Here is a 15,109-nt window from a genome sequence, read left to right as displayed (position 1 = left end):
CGGACGAAGTCGGACTTGCCCGGCTTCTCGCGGGGAGAGGAGAGCGGCCCGCTCTTCATGCTCTTCGGACCACCCCGCGTGCAGCGGGAGGTCGGCCGATGCGGTGGCGACGGCACTCATTCGGGATCTCATTCCGGATCTCCTGCCAGGATCGCCCCGGCCTCGCGCAGGGCGAGGCGGTCGCGGTGCTTGACGAGCACGGCCTCGCCCGGGGCGGCCTCGTGCAGTTCGCGCCAGTTCACGCCGCCGCCGTCGGGCAGCAGCATCTCGCCGTCGAGGCGCATCGGCGCCCGCGCGTCGATCGCCGCGAGGCCGTCGAGGAACCCGCCCGGGACCGCCCCGGCGACGGGCCAGAGCAGGTCGAGGTCCGAGGTCCCGGACAGGTAGGGCAGCCCGGTCAGGCTCTGCCAGAGCAGGCTGCCGAAGGCGCGCGGCACGAGGCCATGCGCCTCGCCGAGGGCGGCGACCTCCGCCACCACGGCGTCCCAGGCGTCCGGGCAGGCGGCGCGGGTCGCCGACAGGGCGACCGGGACGCGCAGGCGCACCGCCTCGGGCGGGAGCACGAGGCCGATGCGTCGCTTGCCGTCCCGCGGCGGCAGCGGCAGGCCGGCCGGGACCAGTCCCCCCTCCCCCGGATGGGACCGGCGCAGGATGACCGGCCGCCGCAACAGGGCCCAGTCCGCGACCTGCGGCACGTCCTTGAGGTCCGGCCGGTCCGCCAGCATCGCCGCCCAGGCTCCCGGCGCCACGTCGAGGAGGTCGTGGCGCCGGTAGGACTCCGCCGCGGCCGGATTCATGCGCGGGCGTCGGGTTGGGTCGCTTCCCGCACCACCTGCGCGGCGATGCCTTCCGCGATCGGCCGGCCGCCGCGCTCGCGCCCGGCGCGGTCGCGGGCGTCGCGCTCCGGCAGTGCGTCGATCACCGCGGCGATCTGGGGGCCGAGCGCAGCCCGCGGGTCGAGCACGCCTTGCACCGCGCCGGTCTTGACCATGTTGTCGAGGCCGGGCGCGAAGACCGGCGTGTCCTTCGCCATCGCCTCCAGCCGGTCGAGGGGCAGCTTGGTCACCCGGGCGACCGAGGGCAGGTCCATCACGCTCGGATTCGCCCCCGGCAGCCCGACGAGGACCCGGGTCGCCAGCGCCGTGGCGATGAAGGCGCCCGCCGCCGAGTGGCCGTAGATCAGCCCGACCGTCGGATGGCCTTTCGCGTCGGCGAGGAGCAGGGTCTTGGCGAGATGCGCCAGGTACTCGTTGAGGCCGAGCAACTCGTCGCGCCGGCTCATCCGCTGGCTGTCGGAGTCGATCGCCACCAGGATCGGGGTGCGCTCGCCCCGGCGCATGACAGCGAGGACGTGGCCGGCGAGGCGGCACGCCCCCTCGACGCCGAGGGGCGTATCGCCGTCGATTCCGATCACCGCGAGCCGGCCGCCGCGGAACGGTCCCTCGCCGCTCACCAGCCCGTCCGCCGCCGTGACGGCATGGCCCTCGGGAAACAGCGACGACAGGATCTCAGCGAGCGTCATGGTGGGTCTCCCCGAGGCTGGCGAGAAGGGAATCGAACTCGGCCGTGGTCATGCCGGGCACGGCAGCCGGGTCGTTCACCCCGAGCCGGGCCCAGATCTCCGTGCCGTCGCGGCATTCGCCGAAGCGCGCGAGGCGCTCCTCCAGCCGCGCCTGTTCGGCCTCCATCGTCGCGAGGTCGAAGGCCGGCGCGGTGCCGATCAGCGCGAGGGCCGCCTCGCGGAACGCCGCGACCGTGTCGTCCACGAAGGCGTCGCCGCCGCCGGTGAGGCGCCGGTGCTTGCCGCCCATGGTGCGCCAGACCAGCGCCCGGTCGCGGGAATCGAACTCCTCCGCCCCCTTGTTGGTCTCGATCACCTCCGGCCCCGAGACGCTGATGCGCCCGCTCTCCGAGATTGCGAGCCGCGAGCAGGTGCCGGCGATGAGCCCGCCGCCGCCATAGGCCCCGGCCCGGCCGCCGATCAGCCCGATCACCGGCACGCCGGCCGCGCGCAGCTGCGCGATCGCGCGCATCACCTCGGCGATGGCGGTCTCGCCGGCATTGGCCTCCTGGAGGCGCACGCCGCCGGTATCGAACAGGATCAGCACCGCGGCGGGCCGCGCCACGAGGGCGGCGCGCAGGAGCCCGACGAGCTTGGCGCCGTGCACCTCGCCGAAGGCACCGCCCATGAAGCGGCCCTCCTGCGCGGCGACGAGGACCGGTTTGCCGTCGATGCGGCCCGCCCCGACGATCATGCCGTCGTCGAAGGCGCGCGGCAGGTCGAAGAGCGGCAGGTGCGGGCTCATCCGGCGCTGCTCGGGGCCGATGAACTCGCGAAAAGTCCCGGAATCGAGCAGGCCGTCGAGCCGGGCGCGGGCGCTCGCCTCGTACCAGCTCGTGGCCTTTGGATCGGTGATCTTGGGATCGGTGATGCGCTCGCTCACGTCAGGCCTCCATCAGCCGGGCGCCCTGGAGCAGGCGCAAGGACACGGTGTCGGGGCGGGCGCCGCCGTCGTTGACGGTGATGCGCAGGCCGCCCGGCTCGGCGCGGGCGACGAAATCGGCGATGACCGCGTCCCAGACCTCGGCGTAGCCGCGGATCGCGGTCTCGATCTCGACCATGCACTCGGTCGCCGGCAGCACCCGCTCCAGCAGCACTTCGAGGTCGCCGGAGGCGACCACGCCCGTGATCGCCTGCGCCCTGGCGCCCGGCAGCGCGCGACGCGTGGTGTGTCGAAAGCTCAGCTTTTCCATTCCGGGCCTCACCAGTTGCGGAATTTGGCCGGCGGCTCGTAGAGGCCGCCCGACCAGTGCACGAGATCCTTGATCGACTTCGCCGCCAGCAGGGAGCGGTCGGCATCGAGGGGCTCGATGCCGAGATCCTCCGGGCGGCGCACGATGCCGCGCTCGCGCAAACGCTCGACCATGGCGCGGTCGCGCTTGCGGCCGATTTCGGTGTAGCCCGCCACCCCGCGGATCGCCTGCTCGCGCTCGTCGGCAGTGCGGCAGAGGAGGAGGTTGGCGATGCCCTCCTCGGTGACGATGTGGGTGACGTCGTCGGCGTAGACCATCACCGGGGCAAGCTCGAGCCCGAGTTTCTTCGCCAGCTCGAGGGCGTCGAGCCGCTCCACGAAGGCCGGCACGAGCTTGTCGCCGAAGGTCTCGACGATCTGCACCACGAGCTTGCGCCCGCGCATCAGGGCCGGATCGCCGGTGATCTCCATCTCGCGGCCGGCCTTCATCCAGGTGTCGGAGGGGTGTCGCCGCCCATGCGGGTCCGAGCCCATGTTGGGCGCGCCGCCGAAGCCCGCCACCCGCGACTGCGTCACCGTCGAGGAATGCCCCATCAGGTCGATCTGCAGGGTCGAGCCGATGAACAGGTCGCAGGCATAGAGCCCGGCGGTCTGGCAGAAGGCCCGGTTCGAGCGGAGCGACCCGTCGGCCCCGGTGAAGAAGATGTCCGGCCGCTCGCGGATGTAGCGGTCCATGCCGACCTCTGAGCCGAAGCAGTGGACCTGTTTCACGAAGCCCGATTCGATCGCCGGGATCAGGGTCGGGTGCGGGTTGAGCGCCCAGTGGGTCGCGATCTTGCCCTTCAGGCCGAGCCGCTCGGCATAGGTCGGCAGCAGCAATTCGATCGCCGCGGTGCCGAAGCCGATGCCGTGGTTGAGCCGGCGGATGCCGTACGCGGCGTAGATCCCCTTGATCGCCATCATGGCCATCAGGATCTGCGTCTCGGTCATCGCCGCCGGATCGCGGGTGAACAGCGGCTCGACGTAGAACGGCTTGTCCGCCTCGACCACGAAGTCGATCCGGTCGCCCGGGATGTCGACCCGGGGCACGCGGTCGACGATCTCGTTGACCTGCGCCACCACGACGCCGTTCTTGAAGGCGGTGGCCTCGACGACGGTCGGCGTGTCCTCGGTGTTCGGCCCGGTATAGAGGTTGCCGTCGCGGTCGGCCGAGACGCCGGCGATCAGCGCCACGTTCGGCGTCAGGTCGACGAAGTAGCGGGCGAACAGCTCCAGGTAGGTGTGCACCGCCCCGAGCTCGATCTGCCCGCCATAGAGCATGCGGGCGATGCGCCCGCCCTGCGGCCCCGAATAGGAATAGTCGAGGCGCCTGGCGATCCCGTGCTCGAAGATGTCGAGGTGCTCCGGCAGCACGATGCCGGACTGGACCATGTGCAGGTCGTGCACGCGGGCGGGTTCGCACTGGCTCAAACCCCTCGCGAGGCAATCCGCCTGCTTCTGGTTGTCGCCCTCCAGGCAGACCCGGTCGCCCGGGCGGAGGACCGCCTCCAGCAGGTCGACGACCTGCGCGGCCGCCACGACCTTGCCGGAGGCGTGGGCGCGGCCCGCCTCGATCCGCGCGTCGCGGGCCGCCCGTTCCTGACGCCAGCCGCTCATCCGCTCCACTCCCTGCTGTGACGCCGGCGTATGCAAGAGAACTAACTGCGGCTTCGCTTGCATCCCTTACGCCGCCGATTTAGCCATTGTGTATTCGATATTGCGCCTTCGTCAATAACTTGCATACAAATAGGGAGCCAAAGCGAGACACCGCATAAGGGAAGGAGACGCCCCATGGCGGGTGCATGCACACGGCCCGGTCCGGGCCGCCGATCCGTGCCGGGGGGAACTCGCCGGGAGGACGATCGATGACGATCCTCGGCGTCGCGCTCCTCGCGCTCTGCACCCTGATCGGGGTGTTCCTGGGCGACCTGCTCGGGGTGCTGCTTCAGGTGAAGGCGAATGTCGGCGGCGTCGGCATCGCCATGATGCTGCTGATCGCCGCCCGGATCTGGCTGATCCGCCACGGCCGGCTCAGCCACGCGACCAAGCTCGGGGTCGAGTTCTGGGCGACCATGTACATCCCGATCGTGGTGGCGATGGCGGCGCAGCAGAACGTCGTCGCGGCGGTGAGCGGCGGCCCGATCGTGATCATCGCGGCCGTCAGCACGGTGCTCCTGTGCTTCGCCGCGACCGCGCTCCTCGGCCGTCTCGGCGGCCGGTCGACGACCAGCGCCGAGGTCGAGCATGGCGGCGCGGTGATCGCCGGGGACACCGACGACGCGCCCCTTTCCAAGGCTCCCCTCTCCCCAACGCCCCTTCACAGGTCGGCCCGGAGGTGACCGCCATGCTGCACATGCTGGAACACGTCTTCGTCGAGCAAAGCCTGGTCGCGGCCTTCGCGGTGGTCGGCGGACTGATGCTGGTGTCCAACCTCGCCGGCAAGCGCCTGACCAGAGGGCGCATCCATGGCTCGGCCATCGCCATCGTGCTCGGCCTGGCGCTGGCCTCTGTCGGCGGCCTCGTGACGGGTGGGAAGCGGGGCCTTGCCGACATCCCGGCGCTCGCCGGAATCGGCCTGATGGGCGGCGCGATGCTGCGCGACTTCGCCATCGTCGCCACCGCCTTCGAGGTCGACGTGATCGAGGCGCGCCGCGCCGGCCTCCTCGGGGTGATCGCGCTGGCGCTCGGCACGATCCTGCCCTTCATCGTCGGCACGCTGACGGCTTTCGCCTTCGGCTACCACGACGCGGTCTCGATCACGACGATCGGGGCGGGCGCCATCACCTACATCGTCGGGCCGGTGACCGGCGCGGCACTCGGCGCCGATTCGACCGTGATGGCGCTGTCCATCGCCACCGGCGTCACCAAGGCCGTGATGGTGATGGTCGGCACGCCGCTGGTCGCCCGGCTGATCGGCCTCGACAACCCGCGCTCGGCGATGGCCTATGGCGGCCTGATGGGGACGGTGAGCGGCGTCGCCGGGGGACTCGCCGCCACCGATCCGAAGCTCGTGCCCTACGGGGCGTTGACGGCGACGTTCCACACCGGCATCGGCTGCCTCGTCGGTCCGTCGCTGTTCTTCCTGATCGTGCGGGCGATGGTGGGATGAACACCGCGGGCGCCCGGATCCCGGGACGCGCCCGGCGGCGAGGGGAGGACGGCATGGACGACATTGTCGAAGGGCGAGGCCTCCTCTCCGACCAGATCCGCAACGCGCTCACCGACGAGATCGCCTCGGGCGCGCTGCCGGCAGGCATCGCCCTCGACGAGCAGGACCTCGCCGATCGCTTCGGGGCCTCGCGCACGCCGGTGCGCGAGGCCCTGCGCCAGCTCGCCTCCAGCGGCCTCGTCGAGATGCGGCCGCGGCGCGGCGTGGTGGTCACACGCATGACGCCTGAGCGGATCATGGAGATGTTCGAGACCACCGCCGAGTTCGAGGCCCTGTGCGTGCGGCTCGCCACCTACCGGATGACGCCGCTCGAGCTGAGCGCCCTGATGGACCTGCACGAGCAATCGGCCGCGGCGGTGGCGGCGCAGGATTACGACGCCTACGACGCTCAGAATCGCGCCTTCCACGAGGCGCTCTATCACGGGACGCATAATGGCTTCATGGCCGAGCAGGCGCTGGCGATCCGCGGGCGCCTCTCGGCCTTCCGCCGCACGCAACTGCGTCACGGCGAGCGCATCCGGCGCTCGCGCGCTGAGCACGGCGAGATCCTGCGGGCGATCACGGAGGGCGACGGCGAGGCCGCGGCGCGGCGGATGCGCGCCCACATGCTCAACGCCGCGAGCGCGCTGGGCCGCTACGTGGCGGATCACGCGAGCGAGTGAGTCTCGCGGCCGGCGCGCCGCCCGACGATCCTCGCAGAATCCCGGTCGTTCGCGCGCAGCTCCGATCACCACGCGCCGAATCCGCCGCTCGTCTCGATTCTCTCCGCTGGCCGGACGCACCTGCTCGCAACCCTCCCCATCCGGCGCGGGGACTGCGCCGACAGAAGAACTTTGGATTCCGGCGCGGGGTTCAGAATCTCCGTGCAGGAAAAGGCGGTTGTCCACCGGGCAGAATCGCGCGCCGGATCGCCAATCGAAGGGCCCCTGCGGTCATCGACGGCCTTGTCGCAGGTCAGGTCGCGCGACCGGCGAACCAACCTCGATGCACAATTCGTTACGCCCATTGAGACCGCAACTAATACCGCCGCGCCTTCGAACGGACTCGTTCGAAGGCGCTGGCTCAGCCCGAATGGGCGCCGGCGCTGATGCGCCGGACGCTTTCGCTTCGACGTGTCGATGCGAAAGCGCGATGGTATCAGTCGGCTGGTCGCTCCCAAGTTCGAGACGTCATACCGGGGCCGCGCAGCGGAACCCGGGATCGTAACCGCTGACGCTTCAGAAGAAGTTTGAACGCGGGTCGCTTCATCCGACATCGCCAGCGGTTATGGATCCCGTATTCTCGCCGTCGGAGAGTTCAGGGATGACGTGGAGAGATGTCGGCTCGTGTGTCAGACTGGTTGATGCACCCGCTCGAACAGCCTCCGATTCGAAAATCGGAACGCCTCGCCCCCTCATGCGGACGCTGATCCTCGCCGTCTGCCTTGCCGGATCATCAATGATGCGACCGTCATGGATGCGCGTTGGTCTTCAGTGCCGTCCAGGTCGAACAAACCCCGACGAACACGACTCACCGACTCGATCAGCCCACCTTGTCTGGCACGGTTGCCGCTCCGACGCGAGTCAAATGCAAGACGGACCGAAATACGCTGGGCCCTTTGTTGTCTGGAAATTCTGAAATTCTGTCAGCCGAAGGCGTTTTCAGATTCTGTTTCTCTAGTTTTGATTCTAGGTTTTAGGCTGCCGAAGACACCTTAAGCCATTGACCGTGAAGGTGAATTTCCGGTGCCTGGAGTCCCAAGTACGGCGCTGCCGGATCGTTCTACGCCGCTGACAGATTGATGTACGGTAAACCCCGGAGCGAAGTACGCCGCAATCCGTCTTATCCACACTGATCCACAGGGCCCGTTTTTGTCATGCGGAGGCGGACCGATGTACGGCGCCTGCCAGAACCGAGGGGGAGACCGATTCGCTTTTTGGCAGAGACGGGCGGACCGAAGTACGGGTTTTTGGCAGGCTGCTTGCCGTTATCGTCCCCTCGCCCCGCCCTCTCCCGGTTTTGTCACGGATCGGCGGACTCATGTACGGCGGATCTGTCATTCGACCGGTTCACCATCCGCAGCACCGGCTCGCGCTCGCCCTCGATGATGCTGAGGTCGTAATCGGGCAGGGGCACCGCCGCGTCGACGATCTCCTTGATCGCCTGGCGGAACTTGTGCTTGGGCAGCTTCGAGCCGCTGCGCTTGTGCAACTCGGTCATGCCGTAGCGGGCTTCGGTCTGGCCGGCGGCCTTGCGCGCCAGCCGGTACAGGAACTTCGCGATCGGCCGGGTGATCAGGAAGTAGTCCGGATTCAGCGTCAGGATCGACGGCTTGCCGTCCGGCTTGACGACGCCCTCGTAGACCCAGTCCGGGATGTCGATCTCGACCTGGTCGATGCGGTCGGCGCTGGTGCGGGACACGACCTTGTAGCGGCCGATCAGCGGGAAGGCCTCGGTCTCGCGGCGGCGCGTCTTCGCCTTGTCGCTCGACAGGTTGGTGATCTTGATCCGTGTCGCCTGCAGGCGGTCGAGGGCGCGCTCGAGGTCCTCGTACTGCTTGCCGCCGAGCTCGCGCCGGCAGAACTTCAGGATCTCCGACGCGGCGGGGCGGTAGGTCCGGGGCGGCAGGGATGGCCGCAACCCCTTCGAATCGTCGATCCGGTACTGGCGCGTCTGCTCCGCCAGGTGCGAGATCATGTTGATGACGATGTCGTAGTCGTAGGCCGTGGCGAGCCCTACCTCGGCGCCCCCCTCGACGGTGATGACGGAATCCTTCAGCTCGTAGCGGATGACCCCCTCCCCCGTCGTCTTCGACAGGGCGAAGGGCGCGATGTCCATCAGGTTCATGTCGTCCTTGATCGGCGCGTCATGAACGGTCGGCACGAAGAAGGCCAGCTGGGCGTCGTCGATCGGCGGCGGGCGCACGAGCGAGCGCGGCGGGCGCGGCACCTCGTGCTCGATGATCTTGGCGACCTCCTCGGAGCGGATGGCGTCGGCCAGGATCGTGAGGGACTTCCGGAGCGGCTCCCCCTCCTCGAATTCCGCCAGCTTGAGATCCGCGAACGAGCGCCGGCTGTAGAAGCGCCGGATGCGGCTGAGGCCGTCCTTCGACAGGGGGGTGAACGCGTCGCCGCGCAGATGCGCGACCTGCTGGGCGACGCCTTGCAGGTATTCGTTCTTCTCGTGGAGCGAGAGCTTCGCGAACTCCTCGCGCGTCTTGAGATGCAGCTTCGCCATCGGCACACCAATTCCTCGAGCGCCACCCTAACACGGCGTCGGTGAATCGTTGTGCCTGCCCCCGGTCGGGCCTCAGTGTCTCTCGCGAAACTCCCGGTCACCGTCATCGCTCGCGGTGGCGGCGCCAGCGCAGCGGGAGTTTCGTGAGGTGCACTCAGTGATGGGGCAGCCACACGTCGAGGACGGCGCAGCGCCTCTCCTCGCGGACCACCCGCAGCGCCTCGGCCAGGGCCTCGTCCACCTCCGCCGCCTCCTTGATCGGACGGCCCCAGGCGCCGCCCGCGGCCGCCGCGATGCCGACGTAGTCGGGTGCCGGCTCGAAGGAGGTATCGAGGTGGTTCGCCCGCGCGGCGTAGCCGTCGGGATGCACGGCGAGGGTCGAGAGCTTCGGCGATTTCCAGCCGCGGTTGTTGAAGATGATCTGGACGAAGGGTGTTTCGTAGCGCCGCGCCATCCAGTGCACCGAGGACGGCACGGTGAACAGGTAGGAGCCGTCGCCGGTGAGCGCCACGACCGTCTTGTCCGGCCGCGCCAGCTTGATTCCGATCGCGGCGCCGCCGTTCCAGCCGAGCGACCCGCCGCCGCTGGTGAAGATCGACCCGGGCCGGTCGAGGGACAGGTGGTTGAAGACGGTGTGGTAGTGCGAGATGCCCTCGTTGACGAACAGCGCGTCGTCACCCGCCAGGTCCCGCAGGCGGGCGATCAGGTATTCCGAGGTCACGGCCCCCGAGGCCGATGACTGTTCCAGGGCGCGAAGCTCCCGGTCGCGTGCCGCGTGCCGCTCGGCGTAGTGACGGGTGCGCTCGTCGACCACGGCCGCATCCGGCGGATTGGCGTCGAACCACGCGTCGAGCTGGTGAAGGGCGGTCTCGGCATCGGCGCCGAACACCCCCTCGGCGGCGATGTGCCAGAGCGGCATCTGCTGCTTGAGCGGATCGACGTCGATGTGGAAGATGCGGGCGCCGTCGGCGGGCTTCGAGACGGTCGGGATCCACGGAACGTCGCTGTCGACGACCAGGATCACGTCCGCCGCCGCGAGCACCGGATTCTGGCTCGGGTGGTTCCACTGGTTGCCCTGGTAGAGCGGGTCGGTATGCGGAAAATTCATCGCATTCGGCACCGATTCGAGCACGCCCATGCCGAGCCGCCGGCACAGGGCGGTGAGCGGCGCCACCGCCCGCGGATTGCGGCCGACGAAGGACGTGACGAGGAGCGGCCGGCGCGCGCCCGCGAGCGCCGTCGCGATGGCCTGCACGCCTCGCCCGCTGAGGGCGGCCGGCTCGACCGGGCGCCAGGCGGCCGCGTCGTTTCCGGTCGGCGCGACCTCCTCCTCCATCACCTCGCGCGCGCCCATCAGGTAGACGGGCCCCTTCGGATCGGAATTGGCGAATTGCAGTGCCCGATGGACCAGGTCCTTGACGTTCTTGCCGGTGCGAATCTCATTGTCGTAGCGCATGTAGCCGCGCACCAGCCCGCGCTGGTCGTGCACGTCCTGGATCCACTGGATGAACTCGTTGCGGCTTCCCTTCAGCTCGCCCTCCTGGGTGAACGGGGAGGCGCCCGCGAAGACGATCATCGGCGCGCGGCCCTTGGCGGCATTGTGCACCGCGCCCGCGAGCGCCTGGGTGCCGCACTCGACATGCACGACGACCGCCTGGGGCACGCCGCTCGCCTGCCAGTAGCCGTGGGCGGCGCTCATGCCGACCATCTCGTTGGGACAGGTGACGATCTCGGGGATCGCCCGGCCCGCGGCCCGTGCCTCGGCGATCGCTTCGATCAAGGCCGGATGATCGCTGCCGACATTGGCGAAGATGAACGAGACATGGGCCTCGATCAGGGCATCGAGGAAGGCGCTGCTCGTCGTGTACATGGTTCACTCCTCGTCGGCGCCGGGGTCGGGCGACGGCGTGTCCGTGGTCAGGGATTCGGTCAGGGTCTTCAGCAGCGAGACGAGCTGCCGCTGCTGCTCCGGCGCGAACATGGCGTTGAGCCGGGCGTCGTGGCGCGCCGCGCAGTCCGCGAGCAGGGCCAGCTTCGCCCGCCCCTCCTCCGTCAGGCTGATCCGGCGTCCCCGCCGGTCGAGGGGGTCCGGCTCGCGCCGGATCAGCCGGCGGCGTTCGAGTTCGCCGAGCAGCGGGGTCAGAGTGCTCTTGTCGCGGCTGGTCGCGAGACTCAAGCCGGTCTGGCTGACGCCGGGATTGTCGCCGATGAGCTGCAGCAGGGCATACCAGCCGGGCCGCAAGCCCAGATCCCCGGTCAGGGCACTGAATGCCTGGAACGATGCGTTCTGCGCGAGGCGGAGGTTGTAGGCGATCGTCTCGCCCAGGCGTCCGAGCTGAACCGGAGCCGGTGCGGCGCCCTGGGGTTCTTCGCCGTGGGTGGCTTCGATGGTGGGCGAGGCCGTCATCGCCCTGCCGGGCCGGGTCGTGGCGCGCTTCCGCATGACATGGTGTTCCAGCGCTGGTCGGCGAACGCGGGGATGGCCGCCCGACCGCCGGAGCGGCCATAGCGGCTGGTTCCCAGGCCGCCAAACGGGCCTGCGCTTCGCCGCCGGATGCGGACGGCCCCCTCCCCTGCTCCGTCTCGCTGACCGTGTCTCATGCCGACCGCCCGTGCCGCGGGTCTTGCCGGTCAGCGTTCGGCCGCGACGGCCGGCGCCGCCCCGAGGCCGGAGGCCGGCCGGCCCATCGCCGGGATGTGACGGCCGACCAGGGCGAGGGAGAATGCGACCCCGGTCATGGCGAGGCCGAGCATCACCAGGTAGCCGCCGGCGCCGCCGGAGGTGATGATTGCCGCGCCCGCGAAGGCGCTGAGGATCGCCCCCAGACGGCCGAAGGCGAGGGCCGAGGCCGTGCCGGTCGCCCGCACGGTGGTCGGGTAGACGTAGGCGCAGACCGCGTACATCGTCGACTGGGTGGCGTTGGCGAAGAAGCCCTGGAGGCCGAACCCGGCGATCAGGATTCCGGTGGAGGCGCGGATGTCGACGCCGGTGAGGAGGAACGCGGTGGCGGCACCGCCGACCGAGCAAAGCAGCAGCGGCCAGCGCGACCCGAACCGCGTGATCGCCACGGCGCAGAGCAGGGCGCCGAACACGCCGCCGAAATTGTAGGCGGTCAGGCCCGATCCGGCGACCGCGACATCGAGCCCGGCGGCGTTCAGCATGGTCGGCAGCCAGCTGAAGGCGCTGTAGACCGCCAGCAGGTTGAGGAAGAACGCGCACCAGAGCGCGATCGTGTCCCGCGCCCGGCCGGCCTCGAACAGGGCCGGGATGCCCTCGCGCTGCTCGAGCCTCTGCTCGCCGGCATCGGTGAAGACCGCGCCGGCGGGAACCGGGCGGGACATGCGCCCGAGGAGCCGCGTCAGCTCGGGCCAGCGGCCCGGCCGCCGGGCGAGGAAGCGGGGGGATTCCGGCAGGGCGACGATCAGCAGGAGGCCGTAGGCCACGGGCAGCATACCGCCGAGCAGAAAAAGGGCCCGCCAGCCGAGGGTCGGCAGCACGAGGCTGGCGAAGACGCCGGCGAGCATCCCGCCCAAGGGCACGCAGACGATGGTCGCGGTGATCGCCAGCGTCCGGCGCCGGGCCGGGGTGAACTCGGCCGTGACCGTGGTGGAGCTGGGCAGCGCCCCGCCGATGCCGAGCCCGGCGATGAACCGCAGGATCCCGATCGTCCACAGGCCGTTGGCGAGGCTGATGGCGCAGGTGGCGAGCCCGAAGACCAGCACGCTGCCGATCACCGCCCAGCGCCGGCCGAGCCGGTCCGCGAAAAGGCCGGCGCAGGCGCTGCCGATCCCCATGCCGACGAGGCCGGCCGCGAGGGCCGGTGCGAAATCGCCGCGGGTGATGCCCCATTCCTTGATCAGCACGGGGATCGCGAAGCCGATCAGCTGACCGTCGAACCCGTCCATGACGATCGACAGGGCGGCAAGGACGACGACGATCTTCTGCAGGGTCGTCCAGCGACCGGTATCGAGCACCTCGCCGATATCGGTCGCGGCCCGCGCGGGGGAGGCGGAGGCGGTCATGCCGCCCTCCCCTCTCCGGCGGGCGCGCGCTCGTGCCTGCCCGCTCGCTCGCCCTCCCGTCCCGTTGGCGTCCGCACGACCGACGCGTGCGGTCCGGCAACGCGCGGTTCACCCGTCGAGGCTGCCATGGCGTTCTCTCCCGGATGCGGCCGGGTTTGCTCCAGGCTCGCGGGAACAGCCTGCGCCTGCCTGCCACGCGCGTCAAGTTGGTTTGCCTACCAACTGATTTGTCTGGACTCGCGGGAGTGCCGGCCGGAGACGCATCGGGGCGGGCACGGTCGGGCTTATGCTTCGCCGGCCGCCATCCGCCGGGATGGCGCGGGACCTGGCGATCCACGATACGGTCGAAGCGCGCGTCTCGCCGGGCGGCCCGCGGTCACGAGGGCACGATTTATTCGGATTTCTCGGAAGGCGCTTCGTCGTGCCGCTTGAGGGCGCTCGAATGGCCGTAGCGCTCGGCCGGATGGCTGCTGAGAGAGACCTCGGCCATGGTGTAGGGGCTGAGGAAGTACTGGCGGCGGATGGCGAGGGCGTGGCTGCCCGGCTCGGCCTGCAACGCGCCGGCGCAGGACGGGGGGGCGAGAGCCTGTCCGACGCCCTGGCCGCGATGCCCGAGCTGACGGCGCATCCCGACCGGGCCGCGATCGAGCGCCTGACCGATCCGGCGAACTATCTCGGTGCGGCCCCCGAGACGGTCGACCGCGTGCTCGCCGGGGCCGCCCGCGGCGCCTGACGCCGACGGCGCGGGACCCCGACGCAAGCTCCACCCGACGTCCTGGATCCGGTTCGCCGCTCGGATCCAGACGAAATCCTGGCGATGGCCGCGCGCCGAGACCGGAGATCGTCCCAGACGATCTCCGACACGATCTCCGGGCGCCGCCTCGCCATGATCCTCGCCGCACCCGAGCGCGCCACCCTGCCGGGCTCCCGCCCGGCGGTCACGAGAGCGCGTGCCGTCCCATCCCCGACAGGAGACCGCCATGTCCGACGCCACGCTCGAATCCCACGCGATCCCGCCGACCCCGCGACCCCCCCTCCCCTGCCGCCGCCGTGAAGCCGAAGAAGGCGCTCTGGCGCAACCTCGGCGTCCAGACCATCGTCGCGATGGTGCTCGGCGCCGCACTCGGCTTCCTGCTCCCGAGCGTCGCCGTCCAGCGGAAGGTGCTGGGCGACATCTTCCTGCGCCTGATCAAGACGGCGGTGGCGCCGCTCGTCTTCCTGTGCGTCGTCATCGGCGTGATCTCGGCCGGAGACTTCAAGCGGGTCGGCAAGGTCGGCCTGATCGCGATGCTCGACTTCGAGATCGTCTCGACGTTCGCTCTCGGCGTCGGCCTGCCCGCCGGCAACCTGCTCGGCGTCGGCCAGGGCATGGCCGAGTCGACCCGGGCCGGCCTCGCCCACGGCAAGGCGCCGAGCGGCGCCGCCGCGCCGCATTCCACCCTCGATTTCATCCTCAACGTCTTCCCCGACAGCTTCATCGGCGCCTTCGCCAAGGGCGAGCTGCTCCAGGTGCCGGTCGTCGCCCTGATCTTCGGTGCCGCCCTGCTGCATCTGCCCCCCGAGAAGCCCCGCTTGAGGCAGGCCTGAACCGGATCTCGGATGCGTTCCTCGAGTTTATCCACCTGATCATGTGGGTGGCGCCGATCGGCACCTTCGGGGCGGTCGCCTTCGCGGTCGGATCGAGCGGCACCAGCGTGCTCCTCGCGCTGATCGACCTGATCCTGAGCTTCTGCGCCGTGGTGATCCTGTTCATCGTGGTGGTGCTCCGGCGGGATCTCGGCGCTGTTCAGGACCAACCTGTTCCAGTTCCTCGATTTCATCCGCGAGGAGATCTCCATCGTGCTCGGCACCGCCTCCTCCGAGAGCGTGCTGCCGCGGCGTGACGCCTCCGGGGAGCCGGGGGGCTCCC

Annotated in this window: 14 protein-coding genes and 1 pseudogene; 5 read left to right on the top strand and 10 right to left on the bottom strand. The window is 70.1% G+C overall.

Features of this window, described 5'->3' with window-relative positions; translation table 11 throughout:
* Positions 1-128: 128 nt before the first annotated feature.
* From mdcG to mdcA, 5 genes are read right to left on the bottom strand one after another with little or no spacing between them, the layout of a single operon-like run.
* Positions 129-797 carry a malonate decarboxylase holo-[acyl-carrier-protein] synthase gene (gene mdcG, locus DA075_RS34110; protein ID WP_099957481.1) on the bottom strand — a complete coding sequence of 223 codons (669 nt, stop codon included), beginning with the start codon at positions 795-797 and terminating at the stop codon, positions 129-131.
* Positions 794-1,522 (bottom strand): biotin-independent malonate decarboxylase subunit gamma, encoded by a 729-nt coding sequence (gene mdcE, locus DA075_RS34105; protein WP_099957480.1) that lies wholly within the window; start codon positions 1,520-1,522, stop codon positions 794-796. The genes mdcG and mdcE overlap by 4 nt, the downstream gene beginning before the upstream one ends.
* On the bottom strand, positions 1,509-2,444 hold the full coding sequence (locus DA075_RS34100; protein WP_244936667.1) for a biotin-independent malonate decarboxylase subunit beta: 936 nt from the start codon (positions 2,442-2,444) through the stop codon (positions 1,509-1,511). The genes mdcE and DA075_RS34100 overlap by 14 nt, the downstream gene beginning before the upstream one ends.
* A 1-nt stretch (position 2,445) precedes the next feature.
* Complete coding sequence (mdcC, locus tag DA075_RS34095; RefSeq protein WP_099957479.1) at positions 2,446-2,754, bottom strand: malonate decarboxylase acyl carrier protein; 309 nt, start codon at positions 2,752-2,754, stop codon at positions 2,446-2,448.
* An 8-nt stretch (positions 2,755-2,762) separates the two neighbouring features.
* A complete protein-coding gene (mdcA, locus tag DA075_RS34090; RefSeq protein ID WP_099957478.1) occupies positions 2,763-4,409 on the bottom strand; it encodes a malonate decarboxylase subunit alpha in 1,647 nt (548 codons plus the stop codon).
* Positions 4,410-4,657: 248 nt separating this feature from the next.
* On the opposite strand from mdcA, the gene madL reads away from it, so the two are divergent.
* The 3 genes from madL to DA075_RS34075 are packed head-to-tail and all read left to right on the top strand — an operon-like array spanning position 4,658 to position 6,623.
* Positions 4,658-5,131 (top strand): malonate transporter subunit MadL, encoded by a 474-nt coding sequence (madL, locus tag DA075_RS34085; protein WP_099957477.1) that lies wholly within the window; start codon positions 4,658-4,660, stop codon positions 5,129-5,131.
* Positions 5,132-5,136: 5 nt separating this feature from the next.
* Entirely contained in the window at positions 5,137-5,901 is a 765-nt protein-coding gene (gene madM / locus DA075_RS34080) for a malonate transporter subunit MadM (RefSeq protein WP_099957476.1), read from the top strand.
* A 53-nt stretch (positions 5,902-5,954) separates the two neighbouring features.
* Positions 5,955-6,623: a GntR family transcriptional regulator gene (locus DA075_RS34075; protein ID WP_099957475.1), complete on the top strand. Its 669-nt coding sequence runs from the start codon at positions 5,955-5,957 to the stop codon at positions 6,621-6,623.
* 1,339 nt (positions 6,624-7,962) lie between these two features.
* On the opposite strand, the gene DA075_RS34070 is transcribed toward DA075_RS34075, so the two are convergent.
* The 5 genes from DA075_RS34070 to DA075_RS37975 all read right to left on the bottom strand — a co-directional run bounded on the left by DA075_RS34070 (position 7,963) and on the right by DA075_RS37975 (position 13,828).
* A complete protein-coding gene (locus tag DA075_RS34070; protein WP_099957474.1) occupies positions 7,963-9,183 on the bottom strand; it encodes a replication initiator protein A in 1,221 nt (406 codons plus the stop codon).
* A gap of 148 nt (positions 9,184-9,331) precedes the next feature.
* A complete protein-coding gene (locus DA075_RS34065; protein WP_099957473.1) occupies positions 9,332-11,047 on the bottom strand; it encodes a thiamine pyrophosphate-requiring protein in 1,716 nt (571 codons plus the stop codon).
* 3 nt (positions 11,048-11,050) lie between these two features.
* Positions 11,051-11,620 (bottom strand): MarR family winged helix-turn-helix transcriptional regulator, encoded by a 570-nt coding sequence (locus DA075_RS34060; protein ID WP_210207078.1) that lies wholly within the window; start codon positions 11,618-11,620, stop codon positions 11,051-11,053.
* A gap of 188 nt (positions 11,621-11,808) precedes the next feature.
* On the bottom strand, positions 11,809-13,200 hold the full coding sequence (locus DA075_RS34055; RefSeq protein ID WP_099957472.1) for an MFS transporter: 1,392 nt from the start codon (positions 13,198-13,200) through the stop codon (positions 11,809-11,811).
* 391 nt (positions 13,201-13,591) lie between these two features.
* Positions 13,592-13,828 (bottom strand): hypothetical protein, encoded by a 237-nt coding sequence (locus tag DA075_RS37975; protein WP_244936666.1) that lies wholly within the window; start codon positions 13,826-13,828, stop codon positions 13,592-13,594.
* Between DA075_RS37975 and DA075_RS38325 the strand changes: the two genes are divergently transcribed.
* Together DA075_RS38325 and DA075_RS38730 are read left to right on the top strand one after the other, a co-directional pair.
* Positions 13,808-13,933, top strand: coding sequence for a lyase family protein (locus tag DA075_RS38325; protein WP_276330946.1), 126 nt, complete (start codon positions 13,808-13,810; stop codon positions 13,931-13,933). The two genes, DA075_RS37975 and DA075_RS38325, sit on opposite strands and share 21 nt — an antisense overlap.
* A gap of 371 nt (positions 13,934-14,304) precedes the next feature.
* Positions 14,305-15,083, top strand: a pseudogene (locus DA075_RS38730) (cation:dicarboxylate symporter family transporter).
* The last annotated feature ends 26 nt before the right edge of the window (positions 15,084-15,109 follow it).

The organism is Methylobacterium currus (assembly GCF_003058325.1).
Classification (GTDB): Bacteria; Pseudomonadota; Alphaproteobacteria; order Rhizobiales; family Beijerinckiaceae; genus Methylobacterium; species Methylobacterium currus.
This window is presented reverse-complemented; position numbering and strand designations above follow the sequence as displayed.